The sequence below is a fragment of the Oxalobacteraceae bacterium OTU3CINTB1 genome (assembly GCA_024123955.1).
Lineage (GTDB): Bacteria > Pseudomonadota > Gammaproteobacteria > Burkholderiales > Burkholderiaceae_D > Rugamonas.
This window is the reverse complement of sequence record CP099652.1, coordinates 4,076,805-4,094,952: the sequence shown is the minus strand read 5'-3', so window position 1 is coordinate 4,094,952 and position 18,148 is coordinate 4,076,805. Positions and strand designations below refer to the sequence as shown.

Annotated in this window: 15 protein-coding genes; 8 read left to right on the top strand and 7 right to left on the bottom strand. The window is 68.6% G+C overall.

Going from position 1 to position 18,148, the window contains the following annotated elements:
• The 4 genes from NHH73_17705 to NHH73_17690 all read left to right on the top strand — a co-directional run bounded on the left by NHH73_17705 (nucleotide 1) and on the right by NHH73_17690 (nucleotide 3,971).
• Nucleotides 1–1,053, top strand: coding sequence for a bifunctional UDP-4-keto-pentose/UDP-xylose synthase (locus tag NHH73_17705; protein USX24455.1), 1,053 nt, complete (start codon nucleotides 1–3; stop codon nucleotides 1,051–1,053).
• A complete protein-coding gene (locus NHH73_17700; protein USX24454.1) occupies nucleotides 1,053–2,012 on the top strand; it encodes a polysaccharide deacetylase family protein in 960 nt (319 codons plus the stop codon). The genes NHH73_17705 and NHH73_17700 overlap by 1 nt, the downstream gene beginning before the upstream one ends.
• Before the next feature lie 88 nt (nucleotides 2,013–2,100).
• Nucleotides 2,101–3,546, top strand: coding sequence for a UDP-glucose/GDP-mannose dehydrogenase family protein (locus NHH73_17695; protein ID USX24453.1), 1,446 nt, complete (start codon nucleotides 2,101–2,103; stop codon nucleotides 3,544–3,546).
• Entirely contained in the window at nucleotides 3,543–3,971 is a 429-nt protein-coding gene (locus tag NHH73_17690; GenBank protein ID USX24452.1) for a GtrA family protein, read from the top strand. Before NHH73_17695 ends, NHH73_17690 begins: the two co-directional genes overlap by 4 nt.
• 86 nt (nucleotides 3,972–4,057) lie before the next feature.
• Here NHH73_17690 and NHH73_17685 read toward each other — a convergent pair whose 3' ends face one another.
• Genes NHH73_17685 through NHH73_17675 form a run of 3 tightly spaced genes read right to left on the bottom strand, consistent with a single transcriptional unit; the run spans nucleotide 4,058 to nucleotide 6,910 of the window.
• A complete protein-coding gene (locus NHH73_17685; protein USX24451.1) occupies nucleotides 4,058–5,443 on the bottom strand; it encodes a HAMP domain-containing histidine kinase in 1,386 nt (461 codons plus the stop codon).
• Nucleotides 5,412–6,098: a response regulator transcription factor gene (locus NHH73_17680; GenBank protein USX24450.1), complete on the bottom strand. Its 687-nt coding sequence runs from the start codon at nucleotides 6,096–6,098 to the stop codon at nucleotides 5,412–5,414. Before NHH73_17680 ends, NHH73_17685 begins: the two co-directional genes overlap by 32 nt.
• Complete coding sequence (locus NHH73_17675) at nucleotides 6,098–6,910, bottom strand: MipA/OmpV family protein (protein USX24449.1); 813 nt, start codon at nucleotides 6,908–6,910, stop codon at nucleotides 6,098–6,100. Before NHH73_17675 ends, NHH73_17680 begins: the two co-directional genes overlap by 1 nt.
• Before the next feature lie 158 nt (nucleotides 6,911–7,068).
• On the opposite strand from NHH73_17675, the gene NHH73_17670 reads away from it, so the two are divergent.
• Genes NHH73_17670 through NHH73_17660 form a run of 3 tightly spaced genes read left to right on the top strand, consistent with a single transcriptional unit; the run spans nucleotide 7,069 to nucleotide 12,852 of the window.
• The gene (locus NHH73_17670) at nucleotides 7,069–8,598 is read left to right on the top strand and encodes an efflux transporter outer membrane subunit (GenBank protein ID USX24448.1); all 1,530 of its coding nucleotides are present in this window, start codon (nucleotides 7,069–7,071) and stop codon (nucleotides 8,596–8,598) included.
• The gene (locus tag NHH73_17665) at nucleotides 8,598–9,761 is read left to right on the top strand and encodes an efflux RND transporter periplasmic adaptor subunit (GenBank protein ID USX24447.1); all 1,164 of its coding nucleotides are present in this window, start codon (nucleotides 8,598–8,600) and stop codon (nucleotides 9,759–9,761) included. The genes NHH73_17670 and NHH73_17665 overlap by 1 nt, the downstream gene beginning before the upstream one ends.
• A gap of 13 nt (nucleotides 9,762–9,774) precedes the next feature.
• Nucleotides 9,775–12,852 (top strand): efflux RND transporter permease subunit, encoded by a 3,078-nt coding sequence (locus tag NHH73_17660; protein ID USX24446.1) that lies wholly within the window; start codon nucleotides 9,775–9,777, stop codon nucleotides 12,850–12,852.
• Here the strand turns inward: NHH73_17660 and NHH73_17655 are convergent.
• Nucleotides 12,846–13,934 carry an NADH:flavin oxidoreductase/NADH oxidase gene (locus NHH73_17655; protein USX24445.1) on the bottom strand — a complete coding sequence of 363 codons (1,089 nt, stop codon included), beginning with the start codon at nucleotides 13,932–13,934 and terminating at the stop codon, nucleotides 12,846–12,848. The two genes, NHH73_17660 and NHH73_17655, sit on opposite strands and share 7 nt — an antisense overlap.
• 99 nt (nucleotides 13,935–14,033) lie before the next feature.
• On the opposite strand from NHH73_17655, the gene NHH73_17650 reads away from it, so the two are divergent.
• Nucleotides 14,034–14,342, top strand: coding sequence for a helix-turn-helix domain-containing protein (locus tag NHH73_17650; protein USX24444.1), 309 nt, complete (start codon nucleotides 14,034–14,036; stop codon nucleotides 14,340–14,342).
• Between the two features lie 35 nt (nucleotides 14,343–14,377).
• Here NHH73_17650 and NHH73_17645 read toward each other — a convergent pair whose 3' ends face one another.
• Genes NHH73_17645 through NHH73_17635 form a run of 3 tightly spaced genes read right to left on the bottom strand, consistent with a single transcriptional unit; the run spans nucleotide 14,378 to nucleotide 18,145 of the window.
• Entirely contained in the window at nucleotides 14,378–15,565 is a 1,188-nt protein-coding gene (locus NHH73_17645; protein ID USX24443.1) for a type III PLP-dependent enzyme, read from the bottom strand.
• Between the two features lie 13 nt (nucleotides 15,566–15,578).
• Entirely contained in the window at nucleotides 15,579–16,349 is a 771-nt protein-coding gene (locus NHH73_17640) for an aldolase/citrate lyase family protein (protein USX24442.1), read from the bottom strand.
• Nucleotides 16,346–18,145 carry an IucA/IucC family siderophore biosynthesis protein gene (locus NHH73_17635; GenBank protein USX24441.1) on the bottom strand — a complete coding sequence of 600 codons (1,800 nt, stop codon included), beginning with the start codon at nucleotides 18,143–18,145 and terminating at the stop codon, nucleotides 16,346–16,348. The genes NHH73_17640 and NHH73_17635 overlap by 4 nt, the downstream gene beginning before the upstream one ends.
• Between the last annotated feature and the right edge of the window lie 3 nt (nucleotides 18,146–18,148).

Here is an 18,148-nt window from a genome sequence, read left to right as displayed (position 1 = left end):
ATGAAAAAAGTCCTAATCCTCGGCGTCAACGGCTTTATCGGCCACCACCTGTCCAAGCGCATCCTCGAAAGCACCGACTGGGAGGTGTTCGGCATGGACATGCACACCGACCGCATCACGGCCCTGCTGGAGAACCCGGCGTACAAGTCGCGCATGCATTTCTACGAGGGCGACATCACGATCAACAAGGAGTGGATCGAATACCACGTCAAGAAGTGCGACGTGATCGTGCCGTTGGTGGCCATCGCCACGCCGTCGACCTACGTCAAGGAACCCTTGCGCGTGTTCGAACTCGATTTCGAGGCCAACCTGCCGATCGTGCGCTCGGCCGCCAAATACGGCAAGCACCTGGTGTTCCCGTCGACGTCGGAGGTGTACGGCATGTGCCACGACGAGGAGTTCGATCCTGAAAACTCCGAACTGGTGTGCGGCCCGATCAACAAGCCGCGCTGGATCTATTCCAACGCCAAGCAGTTGATGGACCGGGTGATCTGGGGCTACGGCATGGAGGGACTGAACTTCACGCTGTTCCGGCCCTTCAACTGGATCGGTGCGGGACTGGACTCGATCCACACCGCCAAGGAGGGCTCGTCGCGCGTGGTGACGCAGTTCTTCGGCCATATCGTGCGCGGCGAGGCGATCTCGCTGGTCGACGGTGGCGCCCAAAAACGCGCCTTCACCTACATCGACGACGGTATCGATGCCCTGGTGCGCATCATCGCCAACGTCGACGGCGTCGCCACCGGAAAAATCTACAACATCGGCAATCCGGTCAACAATTATTCGATTCGCGAACTGGCCCAAATGATGATGGCGCTGGCCGCCGACTACCCGGAGTACGCGGAGGCGGCGCGTCGGGTGAAGATCGTCGAGACCACGTCCGGCGCCTACTACGGCGAAGGTTACCAGGACGTGCAGAACCGCGTGCCGAAGATCGCCAACACCAGCGCGGAGCTGGACTGGAAGCCGGTCACCGGCATGGCCGACGCGCTGCGGCGCATCTTCGACGCCTATCGCGGCCAAGTGGCGCAGGCCCGGGCGCTGATCGACTGATGGCGACGCCACCACTACTGACGCTCAAGATCGACGTCGACACTTATCGCGGCACCCGGCTGGGCGTGGGCAACCTGGTGCGCATGCTGCGCGCGCACGGGGCCAACGCCACGTTCCTGTTCTCCCTCGGACCCGACCACACGGGGTGGGCCCTGCGGCGCGCGCTGCGGCCCGGATTTTTCAGCAAGGTCGCGCGCACCGCTGTGCTGGAACACTACGGCTTGAAGACGCTGATGTACGGCACCTTGCTGCCCGGCCCCGACATCGGCCGGCGCTGCGCGGTGGAGCTGCGCGCGGTGCGCGACGCCGGCTTCGAATGCGGCATCCACACCTGGGACCACGTGCGGTGGCAGGACGACGTGGCCGCGCGCGGCGCCGAGTGGACGCGCGAGATGATGCGCAAGGCCGCGCGCCGCCATGTCGACGTGTTCGGCCTGGCCTCGCGCACGCATGGCGCGGCCGGCTGGCAGATGAACGCCGCCGCCTTCGCCGAACACGAGGCCACCGGCTACCGGTATGCCTCCGACGGCCGCGCGGCGCTGGACGAGCGGGGCGCGCTGCGCGACCCGGCCAGCGGACCGCACCGGGTGGTGGCCGGCGCCCGCCTGATCGACTGCATCCAGTTGCCCACCACCTTGCCCACGCTCGACGAACTGCTCGGGCGTGCGATCGACGGCAGGACGATCACACCCGACAACGTCGCGGCGCACCTGTTGTCGCTGACCGCCGGCGCACCGCGCGACCATGTCTACACGCTGCACGCCGAACTGGAAGGACAAAAGCTGGCGCCGGTGTTCGAGCAGTTGCTGCTCGGCTGGCGCGCGCAAGGCTACCGATTCGGCGCGATGGCCGACTACTACGACAAGGTCAGGCACGCGCCGTTGCCGACGTCGCCGTTGGGCTGGGGCGAGCTGCCCGGGCGTTCCGGGCGCGTGATCATGCAGGACGGGGCGCCGTAAGCGTGGCCTTTCCTTTCCTTCCCTTTATCTTGAGGAGTATCCCGATGTCGCAATTTCTCGATCCGTTCCAACGAAGCGGGGCGCCAGCATGAAAATCACCATCATCGGAACGGGCTACGTCGGCCTGGTGACGGGCGCCTGCCTGGCCGAACTGGGCAACGATGTCGTCTGCCTCGACCTCGACGAGGACAAGATCGCGCTGCTCAACGGCGGCGGCATGCCAATCCACGAACCGGGGCTCGAGGAAATCGTCGAACGCAACCGTGACGCCGGCAGGCTGCGCTTTTGCACCGACGTCGCCGCCGCCGTGGAGCACGGCGACTTGCAGTTCATCGCGGTCGGCACGCCAAGCGACGAGGACGGCGCCGCCGACCTGCGGCACGTGCTGGCCGCCGCGCGCGCGATCGGCCGCCACATGCGCGGCTTCAAGGTTGTGGTCGACAAGTCGACCGTGCCGGTCGGCACCGGCGAGCGCGTGGCCGCCGCGCTGCGCGTGGAGTTGGGCAGGCGCGCTTCGGTTGCCGCTTTCTCGGTCGTCTCGAACCCCGAGTTCCTCAAGGAGGGCGCGGCAGTCGAGGATTTCATGCGGCCCGACCGCATCGTCATCGGCTGCGACGGCACGCCCGATGGCGAGCGCGCGCGTGACCTGCTGCGCACGCTCTACAAGCCTTTCAACCGCAACCACGAGCGCACCCACTGGATGGACGTGCGCTCGGCCGAGTTCACCAAATATGCCGCCAACGCCATGCTGGCCACGCGCATCTCGTTGATGAACGAACTGGCCAATCTGGCCGATTGCGTCGGCGTCGATATCGAGGCGGTGCGGCGCGGCATCGGCGCCGATCCGCGTATCGGCCACGGCTTCCTGTACGCCGGCGCCGGCTACGGCGGTTCCTGCTTTCCGAAGGACGTGCGGGCGCTCGCGCGCACCGCCGCACGCTTCGGCCAGGAGCTGTTGATCCTGCGCGCGGTGGAGGCGGTCAACCAGCAACAGCAGCAGCTACTGGGCCGCAAGATCCTCCGGCGCTACGACGACGATCTGGACGGCAGGCATTTCGCTGTGTGGGGACTGGCGTTCAAGCCGAACACCGACGACATGCGGGAAGCGCCGGCGCGCGCGCTGCTGCGCCAGTTGCTACGCGCGGGCGCGACCGTGGCCGTGTACGACCCGGTCGCGATGGCCGAGGCCGCGCGGACCTTGGCGCTGGATCTCAGCGCCGGTGAGCTGGCGCGGGTGCGCTTCGCCGCCACCCCGCTCGACGCCTTGGCCGGCGCCGACGCGCTGGCGGTCGTCACCGAGTGGAAGGCGTTTCGTAGCCCCGATTTCGGCAAGATCAAGGCGGCGCTGAAACAGCCGGTCATCTTCGACGGGCGCAATCTGTTCGAGCCGGAGGCAATGGACGCGTACGGGTTTGAGTACCACGGCATCGGGCGCGGCTCCCGGCTCGCCAAGAACGCCCCGTCCAGCGCGCCGCGTGCCACGGCCCGGCGGGCGGTGTCGCAACATGCCGATTACTTGATAAGCGCCTCGTGAAATTCCGGATAGACCGCGCTGCACTGGCGGCGCTCGCGGCGACACCGCTGTTGGGGCAGTTCCTGCGCTTCGCACTGGTCGGCGCCTCTGGCACGGCGGTGCAGTACCTGCTGCTGTGGTTTGGCGTCGAGCGCTGCGGCGCCGGCGCGGCCGCGGCGTCGGGCGCCGGCTATGCGCTGGCCGCGGTGGTCAACTATGTGATGAACTATTTCTTTACGTTTGGCGGCGGCGACGGCCATCTGGGCGCGGCCGGCCGCTATTTGACCCTGCTGGGCCTGGGTTGGTGCCTGAACACCGCGCTGATGTCGCTGCTGGTGCAGGGAGCGGGTTGGCATTACTGGCCGGCGCAGGCGCTGGCCACCGGTCTGGGACTGTTGTGGAACTTCGCCGGCAGCCGCTGGTGGGCGTTTCTTCCCCGGCGCTAGCATTGGCGTGGCGCCGTCCGACGGCTGCGCCATCAACTTCTGCAACGACGCGCGCGTGCCGGCCTTGGCCTTGCGCCGCACCGGGTTTACGCGTCCGGCGTCGGTCGGGTCGTCAGCCGGAACAGCAGTCCAGGCGCCATCGGCTCTGCCGCCAGTGTCCAGCCGTGCGCGCGCGCGATTTCCTGGCAAATCGAGAGGCCCAATCCGGCGCCATGGTCGCGGCGGTGCGCGCCACGCCAGAAGCGCTCGAACATCCGCGCCATCTGTTCCGGTGTCACCCCGGGGCCGCTATCGCGTACCGTCAGCGCCCCGGCGCCGACCGTCAGGCACACCTCGGTGCCTTGGGGGGCATGCTGGATGGCGTTTTCCAGCAGGTTTTTCAGCAAGGTGAACAGCGTCGCCGGGTCCGCCTGCCATGGCGCCACGGGGCCGTCGTCGCGCAAGGTCAGGCGTACGTTCGCCGCATCGGCCATGCGGCGCAGATAGCCGACCGCCTCGGCGCCGACGTCGCGCGGATCGACCATGGCGAAAATGTAATTTTGCTCCTCGCTCGCTTCGGCCAGCAGCAGCAACTGCTGCACCTGGCGCGTCATGTGCTGAATGTCGCTCAGTAGCGAATCGCGCTCGCTACCTTCGCCCGTCAACTCGACTTGTGCGCGGATCAGGGCCAGCGGCGTTTTCAGCTCGTGTGCGGCCGTCGCCAGAAAACCCTGCTGGACGCGATAACCCAGTTCCAGGCGCTCCAGCACGCGGTTGAAACTGTCGACCAGCGGCGCGATTTCGGCCGGCACGGCGTTGACCCGCAGCCGCGCGTGCAGCGCGCGCGGGGAAATCGACGCGGCCGACTCCGACACTTCGCGCAGCGGCTTGAGCGTGTAGCGCAGCGTGATCAGCGCGCAGGCGCCGAAGACGAACAGCATGACCAGACTGAACAACACGACGCCGGCGCCCATGAACGGAAGCGCGAACTCGGTTTGGAACAGCTCGACGATCCGCTTGCTGGCGGCGAACTGCACAAACCAGCGCTTGCCCTCATGCTCGACGGCGGCGGTGCCGGCGTACATCGGCACGCCGGCGAAATCGAAGGTGAAGGGGCCGGATGTCAACCGGCGCGTGGCCGGTGTCGACGGCCATGCCGTCCCGGGGCCGGTGGCGGACGCCAGCGCGACGTTGCCGGCCGTGTCCAGCACGCGGTACGAGATCTCGCGCCGGAGACTGTCGTACGTCCAGGGGTGGCTGTCTTCGCTTTCCATGAAGCCGACCGGCCGTCCGGCGCTATCGAAGAGCAGCGCCTCGGCCATTTCCTCCGCGCGTTCGGCCACGTCCATGCTGGGCAAAATCTCGCTTTTCGTCGAGATGAGGTAAAAAACGGCCGCCAGCAGCAGGGTGATGCTGAGCACCATGCCGGCCACATAAGCGAGCAGGACTTTGACGCCCAGGCTATTCAGCCACGTCGGTTTCGCGAAGCGCATAACCCAGTCCCCTCACGTTGATGATCCGTTGGCGCGAGCCGATGGCCAGCAGTTTGCGGCGTATCCGGTGCAGCGCCACGTCCAGCGCGTTGGGCGTGACCGCCTCGCTCAGCCCCCAGGCGGCGGCCTCCAGCGCGCTGCGGCGCACCACCTCGGCATGGCGGTGCACCAGCATCAGCATGATCTGCATCTCCGCCGGGGCGAGGGTGACGCTTTCCTCCGCACAGCAGACCAGGCCCTCGCCGGGGCGCAGGGTCAGGTCGTCGTGGCTGGGATCGAGCGAACGGAAGTCCACGGGGCGGCGCAGCAAGGCCCGCACCCGTGCGACCATCTCGTCCATGGCGAACGGCTTGGGCAGGTAGTCGTCAGCCCCGGCCTCAAGTCCCGCGACGCGGTCGTGCAGCGCGTCGCGCGCCGTCAGCACCAGGCAGGGCACGTGCAGCCCGGCGGCGCGCACGCGCTGCAACAGCGATAGCCCGTCGCCGTCCGGCAAGCCGCGGTCGAGGATGATCGCCTGATACGGCAGTTGCTGGATCGCGGACCACGCGGTGTCGATGCGGTCGAGGACGTCGACCGCGATGCCGGCGGCCGCCAGCGCCTTGCACATCAGCTGGGCCAGGCGGTCGTGGTCTTCGATTAGTAGAATGCGATTCATCAGAAGCGGTACAGGTATCCCAGGCCGACGCGGCTCTCGGTCGCGCGGTCGACCAGAGGGCTATCCTTGATCTTTTTGGAAAGCTTACTCACCCCCAGATCAAGAAACATGGAGTGGTGGGCATCGAAAACGTAGGTGCTACGCAAGCCCAGTTCGGCGTTGACGCCGGATTTGCCCTCGTAAGCGGCACGGCCGGCGCGCGCCTCGTCGGCGGCGACGCCATAGTAGTAGTCGACGTATTTCTTGTCGACCCAGCTGGCGCCTGCGCGGGGCGTCAATATAACATGCTGGCCGATGCGCCAGTTCTTTTCCAGGCCCAGGTTGAAGCGGCGTCCCTTGCTGTTGCCCGAGGCGTCGGCCAGCAGTTCGGCGCTGACGTCGACCACGCCGGTCGTCCATTTCACCTTGCCGCCCGCCCAAAAACCACCTTTGCGCTCGCGCATGCCATTCAGGATGGGCGCGTCCTTGGCTTCATAACCGCTGAAGTCGTATTTGCCGACCACGCGCAGGTCGAGGCGCTGACCACCGCCGAGGTCGAGGCTGTAAGCCTTGAATTCGACAACGGGGCCGAACACGCGCACATATTGGTTGTCGTAGGAGATCAGCGGCAATGCGCGGTTTTCCCGGTCGATGCCGGCATACGGCTGCTGCTCGGTGAAGGCGGCCACGCCCAGGCCCCACGAGGACGCCGCGTCGCCCGGGGCGGCGTTCGCCATGGAGGCGGCGCCCAGCCCGAGTGCGAGGACCGAGGCGACCGCCACGTGGTGGATTGCCGAAGGGGTGGCCGAGGTAAAGATGCGCGGAAACTGCATGGTGGTTTCTCCGAATGTTGAATGTGAAACCACATGGTCGGCCAAGTCGTCTTACTGAATACTTACCTGGAAAAAACATCAAAATCCGTCCTTTCCGGTAAGTATCCGGAAAGACGCGCTGCCCGATAGTGACGCTTTGTTAAAGCCGAGGGCATCGCATGCGTCCACCCGCCAACTTCGTTCTATTTATCCGCCGGGCGCTGTCGCGCGCGCCGCAGCTGGCCGCCGTCGCGTTGTTGGCCGGCTGCGCGACCGCCGTTCCCGAGCTGACACCGGGCGGTCCGGCGGCGCCGGTGGCCGCCCAATGGCACGCGCCGCTGCCGCACCGCGGCCAGCTTGCCGGCCTGGGCCTTTGGTGGGGGCAGTTCGACGACTTGCTGGTGCCGCGCCTGATCGCGGCCGGGCAGGGCGCCAGCCCGACGCTGGCGGAGGCCGTGGCCCGCATCGCCGAGGCCCGCGCGGCCGGGGTGTCCAGCGGCGCCGCCTTGATGCCCAATCTAAGCGCCAATGCCAGCGCCAGTCGTGCCCGCTCGGAGATCGCCGCACCGGTTGGGGAGGCTTCGTCGGCCGGCTTGCAGGCCGGCTGGGAGCTGGACCTGTTCGGCGCCAACCGCGCCGGCGCCGGCGCCGCCCAGGCCGCACTGGAGTCCAGCCAGGCCGGCTGGCATGTGGCGCGGGTGTCCCTGGCCGCCGAGATCGCCACCGCCTACCTGGGCTTGCGCGCTTGCGAAGCGCAATTGGTGCAGGCCGAACTCGACGTCCGTTCGCGGACCCGGACCGCCGAACTGACCAATCTGGCGGCGGACGCCGGCTTCCGCGCGCCGGCCGCGGCCGATCTGGCGCGCGCCAGCGCCGCGCAGGCGAACGCCGCCCTGGTCCAGCAGCGCGCGCAATGCGATCTCTCGGTCAAGACGCTGGTCGCACTCACCGCGCTGGACGAGACGGCGCTGCGCGGCGAGCTCGCGGCCGGTGCCGCCCGCCTGCCGCAACCAGCCGAACTGGCCGTGGCCGCCGTGCCGGCCGCCGTGCTGGCGCAACGGCCCGACATCTACGCCGCCGCGCGCGACGTTGTGGCCGCCAGCGCACGTGCCGACCAGGCACAGGCGCAACGCTGGCCGCGCGTTACCCTAGCCGGCAGCATAGTCGCCAGCCGCGTGAGTGGCGGCGGTGTCAGCAGCAACGGCAGCGTCTGGAGCGTGGGACCGGTGACCGTGACCTTGCCGCTGTTCGACGGCGGCGCGCTGCGCGCCAGCGCGCAGGCGGCGCGCGTGCGCTACGAGACCGCCACCACGGTCTACGCGGCACGCCTGCGCGAAGCGGTGCGCGACGTCGAAACGGCGCTGGTCACACTACAAAGCACGGCTGCGCGAGGCGCCGACACCTATGCGGCCGCCGCCGGATTCGAGCGCTCCTACCGTGCGACGGAGGCGAGCTACCAAGCCGGCACCGCCAGCTTGTTCGAGCTGGAGGACGCCCGCCGCAGCATGCTCGCCGCGCAGGTCGCGGTGATCGAGCTGCGGCGCGAGCGCGTGGCCGCCTGGATCGCCCTGTACCGCGAGCTCGGCGGCGGCTGGTCCGAAGCCGGCGCGCAGGCTTCGATCGCGACCACCGCCGAGTCGCCCGAACCACCCATCGCCAACATGGTCAGCCGCACCGCGCCGGCCCGCCAGGAACAAGGAAACCAATGATGAAAAATATACGCCACCATATCCTTTATCTGGCTGCGGCGCTGACCGCCACGCTTGCCGTCGCCGCCATCGCGGTTGCCATGCCGGAGCCGGCCAAGCCCCCGGCGTCGGCTCCCAGGAGCGTGCTGACGGTCGAGGTCGCGACGCCGCAGCCAGCCGTGCTGCCGATCCGGCTGGCCGCCAACGGCAATATCGCGGCCTGGCAGGAAGCCAGCATCGGCGCCGAGGCCAACGGCCTGCGCCTGGCCGAGGTCAGGGTCAATGTCGGCGACGTGGTCCGGCGCGGCCAGGTGCTGGCCACCTTCGCCGCCGCCACCGTGGGCGCCGAGCTGGCGCAAAGCCGCGCCGCCGCCGCCGAGGCGGAGGCCGCGCTGGCCGAGGCCGGGGCCAACGCGCAGCGCGCCCGTCAACTGCAAACCACCGGCGCCATGTCGGCCCAGCAAATCCAGCAATACCTCACGGCCGAGCGCACCGCGCAGGCGCGGCTGGACGCGTTGCGGGCCGCCGAGAACACCCAGCAACTGCGCCTGGCGCAGACCCGCGTGCTGGCTCCGGACGACGGCGTGATCTCGGCGCGCGGCGCGACGGTGGGGGCGGTGCCGCCGGCCGGGCAGGAGCTCTTTCGGCTGATCCTGCGAGGCCGGCTGGAATGGCGCGCCGAGGTCGCGGCTTCCGACCTGGCGCAGCTCAAGCCGGGCCAGGCCGCGCTGGTGACGCCGGCCGGCGGTAAGCCGATAAACGGCCGCCTGCGGATGGTCGCGCCGGCGGTCGATACGCTCTCGCGCAACGGTCTGGTGTACGTTGACTTGCCGCCGGGGAGCCCGGCGCGCGCCGGCATGTTCGCGCGCGGCGAGTTCGAGACCGGCAGCGCGCGCATGGTGACGTTGCCGCAAAGCGCGGTGCTGATGCGTGATGGCTTCAGCTACGTACTGCGGGTGGGCGCCGATTCGCGCGTGGCGCAGACCAAGGTGACAGTCGGGCGGCGCGCGGGCGACAGGATCGAGATCGTCGACGGCATCGCGGCGCCGGCGCGGGTGGTGGTGGCCGGCGGCGCCTTCCTCGGCCACGGCGACCTGGTCACGGTGGGCGCCGCGCCGGCACCGATGAAGGCGCCGGCACCGGCCACCATCGACGCCACCGCCGCCACCGCTGGCAACAACTGAACGAAAGAACCCGATGCATTTCAATATATCCGCTTGGTCGATCCGTAATCCGACCCCGGCCATCCTGCTGTTCATCCTGTTGACGCTCGCGGGCCTGATGGGTTTCCGCGCGATGAAGGTGCAGAACTTTCCCGACCTCGAGCTGCCGACGGTCACCATCAGCGCCGACCTGCCCGGCGCCTCGCCGGCGCAACTGGAGACCGACGTCGCCCGCAAGATCGAGGACGCGCTGGCCACCGTGCAGGGCGTCAAGCACATCCGCAGCACCCTGACCGACGGCAACGCCAATATCGCGATCGAGTTTCACCTCGAAAAACCGGCGCAGCAGGCCGTCGAGGACGTGCGCGACGCCGTCTCGCGCGTGCGCGCCGACCTGCCGGCCGACCTGCGCGACCCGGTGATTCGCAAGGTGGAGCTGGCCGGCGCTCCGATCCTGACCTACACTGTCGCCTCCAGCGACATGGACGCCGAGGCGCTGTCCTGGTTCGTCGACAACGAGGTCGGCAAGACGCTGCTGGCGGTGCCCGGCGTGGGTGCGGTCAGCCGGGCCGGCGGCGTGCAACGCGAGGTGCGCGTGGCCCTGGACCCGGCGCGGCTGTTGGCGCTGAACATGACAGCCGTCGACCTGTCGCGCCAGCTGCGCCAGATCCAGCGCGAGTCGCCTGGCGGGCGCGTCAACCTGGGCGGCGCCGAGCAATCGGTGCGCACCATCGCCACCGTGCAATCGGCCGCCGAGGTGGCCACGCTGGACGTGACCCTGGGCGACGCCCGCCGGGTGCGGCTCGACCGGGTGGCGACGGTCACCGACACTGTCGCCGAACCGCGCTCGGCCGCGCTATTGAATGGCGCGCCGGTGGTCGGCTTCGAGATCACGCGTGCGCGCGGCGCCGGCGAGATCGACGTCGCCGAGGGCGTCCAGCGCGCACTCGAGGGCCTCAAGGCGAAGCACCCGGACATCGTCGTCATCGAGGCCTTTAACTTCGTCGACCCGGTGCGCGAGAATTACGACGGCTCGATGCGTCTGCTCTACGAGGGCGCGGCGCTGGCCGTGCTGGTGGTGTTCTTATTCCTGCGCGACTGGAGCGCCACGTTCGTGGCGGCCGTGGCGCTGCCGCTGTCGGCCATTCCGACCTTCGCCGTGATGCACTGGATGGGCTTTACCGTCAACACGGTGAGCCTGCTGTCGCTGTCGCTGGTGGTGGGCGTGCTGGTCGACGACGCCATCGTCGAAATCGAAAACATCGAGCGCCACCTGCGCATGGGCAAGACGCCGTTCCGCGCCGCGATGGAGGCGGCCGACGAGATCGGCCTTGCGGTGGTGGCCACCACCTTTACGCTGGTCGCGGTATTCCTGCCGACCGCCTTCATGGGCGGGACCATCGGCCGGTTCTTCGTCCAGTTCGGCTGGACGGCGGCCACCGCCGTGTTCTTTTCGCTGGTGGTGGCGCGGTTGCTGACGCCGATGATGGCGGCCCACCTGCTGCGCGCGCCGCCCGAGGACCTGGCGCCGGCGCCGGCGCCGCGCTGGCTTCGCGTCTACCTGGCCTGGGCCGCGTGGTGCCTGCGCCACCGGGGCCTGACCGTGGCGGCCGCCGCCGCGTTCTTCGCCGGCGGCATCATGCTGGCGGCGTCGTTGCCGGGCGCCTTCATCCCGCCCGACGACGACTGGCAGACCCAGGCGACCGTCAGCCTGGCGCCCGGCGCACGGCTGGACGACACCATCGCGCTGGCCGAGCGGGCGCGTGCGATCGCCATGCGCAACCCCCACGTCAAGCTGGTCTATGCCCACGTCGGCGGCGGCGTGGGCGCCGACATGGGCGGCCCGCCGGGCGTGGCCGACGTCCGCACGGCCGTGCTGACCCTGACCCTGACGCACCGCGACGCCCGTCCGGGCCTGACCAAGCAGCACATTGAAAACCAGTTGCGCGTGGCGCTGGCGGCGCTGCCGGCCGCCCGCGTCAAGGTCGGCATGGAGGAGTCGGAAAACTATGTGCTGGCGCTCTACGGGGACGACGGCGCGACGCTGGCGCGCCACGCGCAGCAGGTCGAGCGCGAGTTGCGCGGCCTGCCAGGGGTGGGCGAGGTCACCTCCAGCGCCGGGCTGCTGCGGCCGGAACTGGTCGTGCGGCCCGATTTCGCCCGCGCCGCCGACCTTGGCGTGACGTCGGCAAGCATCGCCGACACCTTGCGGGTGGCCACGGCGGGCGATTACGACCAGGACTTGGCCAAGCTCAACCTGAGCGAGCGCCAGGTACCCGTCGTGGTGCGGCTGGCCGATGGCGCCCGCGACGACCTCGACACGCTCAAGCGCCTGCCGGTGCCCGGCGCGCGCGGCGCCGTGGCGCTGGAGAACGTCGCCACCCTGGAGATCGGCAGCGGCCCGGCGGAGATCACCCGCTACGACCGCCGCCGGAACATCGATTTCGAGATCGAGCTCAACGGAGAAGCGCTGGGCGACATCGAGGAGGCGGTCCTGGCGCTGCCCAGCCTGCAAACGATGCCGCCGGGCGTGACGCGGGCGTCGATCGGCGACGCCGAGTCCATGGCCGAGCTGGCCTCAGGCTTTGCCATTGCCATGCTGACCGGCGTGCTGTGCATTTATATGGTGTTGGTGCTGCTGCTAAAGGACTTCCTGCAGCCGGTGACCGTGCTGGCCGCGCTGGTATTGTCGGTGCCGGGCGCCTTCCTGGCGCTGTTCCTCACCGGCACGGCGTTGTCGATGCCGTCGATGATCGGCTTGATCATGTTGATGGGCATCGCCACCAAGAACTCGATCCTGCTGATCGACTACATCATCCTGGCCCGGCGCGACCACGGACTGGCGCGCCCGGAAGCGATCATCGACGCCTGCGGCAAGCGGGTCCGGCCGATCGTGATGACCACCCTCGCCATGGGCGCGGGCATGCTGCCGATCGCGCTGGGGTGGGGCGCCGACCCGAGCTTCCGGGCGCCGATGGCGATTGTCGTCATCGGCGGCCTGATCACCTCGACGGTACTGAGCCTGCTCGTCATTCCTGTGGTGTTCGCCTATGTGGACGACGCCGCGCAGTGGCTGGCCGCGCGCGTGCGCAGGCCTTTGCCCGATCAGTAGCGTTCGAGCCAGTGCGCGTACGGCGCCGGCAGCGTCCACGACGCCCGCTCGACGCCAAGCTCCTTGGCGGCGAAGTAGGCCCAGTGCGGATTGGCCAGATGGGCGCGGCCCACCATCACCAGGTCGAGCTGCTGGTCGCGCACCACCTGCTCGGCGATCGCCGGCGTGCCGAAGCCCCACGCCGACGACACCGGCACGCCGGCTTCGCGCCGCACGCGCTCGGCCACCGGCCCCATGAAGGCCGGTCCCCACGGGATCGACGTGTCCGGAATCGTGAAGCCGACGCTGACGCTGATCATGTCCATGCCGGAGGCCTTGAACTGGCGCACCAGTTCGATCGACTCCAGCATCGTCTGCTCGTCGCGGCCGTCGTATTCGATCACGCCGAAACGCACCGTCAGCGGCAGGTTTTCGGGCCACACCTCACGCACGGCCTTGAGCGTCTCGAGCAGGAAGCGCGCGCGGTTGGCGGCGCTCCCGCCGTAGAGGTCGTCGCGCTGGTTCGAGTGTTCGGAGAAGAAGGTCTGCGCAAGGTAGCCGTGCGCGAAGTGCAGCTCCAGCCATTCGAAGCCGGCCTCGACGGCGCGGCGCGCGGTGTCGACGAAGTTCTGGCGTACGCGCGCGATGTCGTCGAGCGTCATCGCCTTGGGCGCCTTCGGCAGGTTGGCGCCAAAGGCGATGGCGGACGGCGCGATCGTTTGCCAGCCGCGCGCGTCGTCTTCGGCGATATGGTCGTCGCCTTCCCACGGCCGGTTGGCGCTGGCCTTGCGGCCGGCATGGGCGATCTGGATGCCCGGCACGGCGCCGGCGGCCTTGATGGCGCGCACGATCGGCACGAATGCCTGCGCCTGTTCGTCGTTCCACAGTCCGGTGCAACCCGGCGTGATGCGTCCCTCAGGCGCGACGGCGGTGGCCTCGACGATCACCAGCCCGGCGCCGCCGCGCGCGATGCTGGCGTAGTGCGACAGGTGCCAGTCGTTGGGCACGCCGTCGATGGCGGAATACTGGCACATCGGCGGCACCGCGATACGGTTGCGCAGGGTGACGTCTTTCAGGCTGTAGGGCTGGAATAGGGCGGACATGGTGACCTTTTTGTCAAAAAGTGGTTTATTGATAATTACGATAGTTCGAAGATATACGAACGATGGAAGAAGTATAGCGCAAGGTGTATGATTCTGCTCATGCGTCCCTACAAACATCCCACCCCCGACGAATTCGTGCTTGAACGCGTGCTGTACGCGCTCAGTGACTCGATACGCCTGGAAATCGTCCGGCATCTGGCGCAAGTGGACGGCGCCACCTGCGGCGAGCTCGATGGCGGTCGCCCTAAATCGACCGTATCGCACCATTTCAAGGTGCTGCGCGACGCCGGGCTGGTGCATACGGAAACGGCGGGCACCGCCCACATGAACACGCTGCGCCGCGCCGACATCGACGGCCGCTTTCCCGGCCTGCTGGCGGTGGTGCTGGCGCAGCCGCCGCTAAGCTGATTCAATCCCGCTGATTTTAGTCCGCCGCATCTCCTTCACGCCCCGAAGTGGCGCCGCTCCGGATGCGGATGGCTGAGGAAGTCGTGGTGAGAGATGTGCCAGCCGTAAGCGCCGGCCAGCGCGAACACCAGGCAGTCGCCGGCGCGCAGCCGGTCGACGTGGACATCCTGCGCCAGCACGTCCTTCGGCGTGCATAGCTCGCCGCAAATTGTCACCACGTCGCCGGCAAGGGCCGGGCGCGCGAACGGATAGGGCCAACGCTCGCGCGGCACGATCGAGAACGGATGATTGTGTTGCCACGAGACGGGCAGGCGGAAGTGGTGGGAGCCGCCGCGCAGGATGGCAAAGTTTTTGCCGTGCGTGGTCTTGATGTCGATCACCTCGCTGACGTACACGCCACAATCGGCGCTGATAAAGCGGCCGCACTCGAAGATCAGCTGGAAGCCGGGCTTGAATTGGTCCATCAATCCCGCCAAGCCGGTGCAGAACAGCGGCCAGTCGAACTGGCGCGCCGGCTCGGCGTAGTTGACGCCGATGCCGCCGCCGACGTTAAGCCACGCGAAGTCGATCCGGTAGGTATCCTGCCACGCCTGCGCCAGCCCGAGATAGTGCCGCAACAGCGCCAGGTGGTCGTCGACGTCCAGGTTGTTCGACAGCGCGTGGATGTGCAGCCCCTCCAGTTTGATGTGGCGCAGGTCGAGGGCGAGGGCGATGGCCGCCGGCATGCGCGCCTCGTCGATGCCGAATTGGGTCGCTTGCCCGCCCATGCGCAAGGTGGCCCGGGTCTCGCCGGGCAGGCTGGCCGGATTGAGGCGCAACAGCACGCGCGCGGTCACGCCGCGCCGGCCGGCGAGCCAGTCCAGGCGCCGCAACTGGTGCTCGCTTTCGACGTGGATCAGCATCACGCCCTGGTCGAGCGCGCCTTCGAGCTCGGCATCCGTCTTGCCGGGGCCGCCGAAGATGACGGGTACGTCGCGGCCCATCGCACGCACCTTGTCGATTTCGCCCAGCGAGGCGACCTCGAAGCCGTCCAGATTGCCGTGCAGGGCGGCCAGCACCGGCGCGTCGCTGTTGGCCTTGATGGCGTAGAACAGCTTGCAGCGCGGCGGCAGCGCGCGGTGCAGGCGTGCCGCGCGCTCGCGCAGGTGGACCATATCGTAGAGATAGGCGCACGCCGGTCCCGTTTGGGCCTGGATGTAGTCGAGTATTAATTGTTCGCGCATGGCGGCTTTCCTTTTATTCCACGTTGGATTGATGTTGTGCCAGATGTTCGGCCATGGCGCGCCGGCTGATGCCGCGTTCGTCGCCGAGGATGAACAGGCGCACCTGCCGGCGGCGCGCCGCCTCGAAGTCTTCCTTCGCACGCGGCAGCGCACAGAAAGCCTTGCCGTGGCGGTCGGCGGCGGCGTGGATCGTGTCGACGGCTTCGCGCACTTGTGGATGGCGCGTCTGCCACGGCAGGCCGAGCGACTGCGACAGATCGGCAGCGCCCTCCATCAGCACGTCGATGCCGTCGACGGCGGCGATGGCGTCGGCGTGCCGTACACCTTCGACGTCCTCGATCATCGCCACGACCAGCGTTTGCGCCGTCATCGCGCGCATCGCCCCGGCCAGGTCGTCGCGGCCGTAGCCGCTGTGCCAGGTGCTGTTGAGGCCACGCTGGCCGCGCGGCGCGAAGTGGCAGGCGTCGACCGCCAGCGCCGCCTCGGCGGCCGTGCGCACGCGCGCGAAGACGATGCCCTCGGCGCCGTGGTCGAGCGCCTGCATCGCCTGGTGCGGCGCCGCCACCCGCACCAACGCGGCGATGCCGCTGGCGCGTGCCGCCATCAGCATCGCCGCCAGCTGCGCCGGGCCGACCAACGTGTGTTCCAGATCGATCAGCACGAAGTCGTAGCCGGCGGCGGCGATCAGCTCGACCGTCAACGCCGCCGGCGTCGAGCAGAACAGTCCGTACAGCGGCGCCGGCAACGTCAGGCGGTGTTTCAGCGAGGTCGCGGGTGCGCTCATGCCGCGCCGCCTTGTCCTGGCATTTTGACTGCCAGCGGATTGGGCGCGGCGCGCGTGCGCAATCGGATCTCCGGCTGGAAGCGGCGGCTGGCCAGCAGTTCGATGTCCACCTCGTCGGCGAAGCAATCGAAAAGCGCGTAGCGGGCCGCCATGTCGGGGTGGCGCCGCTGATGGTCGCGCAACACGCCGCCGACGATGTCCCAGAAGCGCGGCTCAAGCATGTCGTAGAAGCGCGCGAACAGCCACGCCAGTTCGGCCAGGTTCACAAAGAACAGCGCGTCGAAGGTGAAGTCGCGCAACTCGTTGGCGTCGTCGGTCTGGAGGAACGAGTTCGGATTGACCAGCGCATGGGCTTCGGGCGGTGGCGTCAGCGCTGGCGCGGGTCCGGCCAGCAGGGCCGGACTGAAACGCACGCCATCGTGGAAATCCTTCAGCGCGACGCGCTCGGGCAGGCCGTCCACGTGCAACAGCAGCATGTTTTGGGCATGCGATTCGAGCGCCACGCCTTGCGACCATAGCAGATGGAGCACCGGCAGCCAGGCGCGTTCGACCAGCGTGCGCAGCCAAAGTTCTGCGCCGTGGCGGGCGATCCAGTCGTCGATGAACGGGCGGCCGTCGCTGTCGATGTGGAGCATGGCCGTCATCGGCGCGGCCCGCTCGCCCGCCGCCAGGTGCGCGTGTACGCTGTCGCGCCAGATGCACGCCAGCGCGCCGTATTGGGTCGCCGCGCCGGCCGGGCGCGTGTAGCCGACGCCGGCGATCTCGCGCAGGATCACAGGTTGGCGCATCGGCAGCGGCCAGCCGCTGCGGTCCACCAGTTCCCGCAGCCAGTCGCTGATCGGGGCGGCGTTGCGCACCGTGTGCGGCGCCAGCACGCGCGACGTCGAGGTGTTGACCAGGTTCATGGCCAGCTTGATCGACGGGCGACGGGGCGCCGTCATGCTCGACAGCGTGCGGATCGATTGTTGTGGCAGATATTGCTCGGTCATTAGTCCCAGCAGCACCAGATCACCGTCCGCCAGCGCCTGGTGGTAGCCCGGCGCGATGATTTCGTCCCATTGCCAGGGATGGACCGGCAGCGGCAGATAGTCGGCGGCGGACAGGCCGCGCCGCGACAGCTCTTGCTGGAAGTGGCGCAGGTCGTCCCGGTGCAGCAGCATTTCGGTGTCGCCGGCCGCCGCCACGTCACCGGCGACGGCCGCATGGGCTTGCGCGCGCCGCACCGCCAGCAGCAGCGGGCGCACCGCTTCGGCGATCTCCGGCGCGTAGCCGGCGTTGTCGGTCAGCGTAAATCCGAGCCGCGACTTGTAGCTCGGGTGGTAGGGGTGGCTGTCGGTCAGGCGCGCCTCGATCTGGTCGTACTGGGCGTCGCGCAACGGGTTGGCGCCCCGGAAGTACAGTGTTTGCGCATCCTTGATCTGGGTCGACAACAGTTCGGCGGCGAATTGCTGCAAGCGCTGCGGGTCGGCGTTGAGCAGGCCGGAGATCTCGGTCAGGAACAGCGCGGGGTCGGTGGCCTCGACCTCGACGCCGTCGGCGCCGACGCGCATCAGGGCACTGACGATGCGCACCCGGCCGAAACTGAACGTCGTCTGCGCCAGGCAACGGTAGGCGACGGCGGCGCCGTCGCGGTCGTGGCCGGACAGTGTCAACTGGTCGCCGTCGATGACGGTGTCGGCGAGCGTGCGTTCGAACAGCAGCGCTTCGACCAATTGCCGGAGCACCCGGCGGCTGGCCTGGCCGTAGGCCGGACTGCGAATCAACTGTTCGTAATGAAGGTGGCTAAATGTCGGCATGGT

What these genes read in the sequence shown, in the direction of transcription:
- NHH73_17705 (USX24455.1), top strand. Translation starts at nt 1, where the DNA reads ATGAAAAAAGTCCTAATCCTCGGCGTCAACGGCTTTATCGGCCACCAC.
- NHH73_17700 (USX24454.1), top strand. Translation starts at nt 1,053, where the DNA reads ATGGCGACGCCACCACTACTGACGCTCAAGATCGACGTCGACACTTAT.
- NHH73_17695 (USX24453.1), top strand. Translation starts at nt 2,101, where the DNA reads ATGAAAATCACCATCATCGGAACGGGCTACGTCGGCCTGGTGACGGGC.
- NHH73_17685 (USX24451.1), bottom strand. Translation starts at nt 5,443, where the DNA reads ATGCGCTTCGCGAAACCGACGTGGCTGAATAGCCTGGGCGTCAAAGTC.
- NHH73_17680 (USX24450.1), bottom strand. Translation starts at nt 6,098, where the DNA reads ATGAATCGCATTCTACTAATCGAAGACCACGACCGCCTGGCCCAGCTG.
- NHH73_17675 (USX24449.1), bottom strand. Translation starts at nt 6,910, where the DNA reads ATGCAGTTTCCGCGCATCTTTACCTCGGCCACCCCTTCGGCAATCCAC.
- NHH73_17670 (USX24448.1), top strand. Translation starts at nt 7,069, where the DNA reads ATGCGTCCACCCGCCAACTTCGTTCTATTTATCCGCCGGGCGCTGTCG.
- NHH73_17665 (USX24447.1), top strand. Translation starts at nt 8,598, where the DNA reads ATGAAAAATATACGCCACCATATCCTTTATCTGGCTGCGGCGCTGACC.
- NHH73_17660 (USX24446.1), top strand. Translation starts at nt 9,775, where the DNA reads ATGCATTTCAATATATCCGCTTGGTCGATCCGTAATCCGACCCCGGCC.
- NHH73_17655 (USX24445.1), bottom strand. Translation starts at nt 13,934, where the DNA reads ATGTCCGCCCTATTCCAGCCCTACAGCCTGAAAGACGTCACCCTGCGC.
- NHH73_17650 (USX24444.1), top strand. Translation starts at nt 14,034, where the DNA reads ATGCGTCCCTACAAACATCCCACCCCCGACGAATTCGTGCTTGAACGC.
- NHH73_17645 (USX24443.1), bottom strand. Translation starts at nt 15,565, where the DNA reads ATGCGCGAACAATTAATACTCGACTACATCCAGGCCCAAACGGGACCG.
- NHH73_17640 (USX24442.1), bottom strand. Translation starts at nt 16,349, where the DNA reads ATGAGCGCACCCGCGACCTCGCTGAAACACCGCCTGACGTTGCCGGCG.
- NHH73_17635 (USX24441.1), bottom strand. Translation starts at nt 18,145, where the DNA reads ATGCCGACATTTAGCCACCTTCATTACGAACAGTTGATTCGCAGTCCG.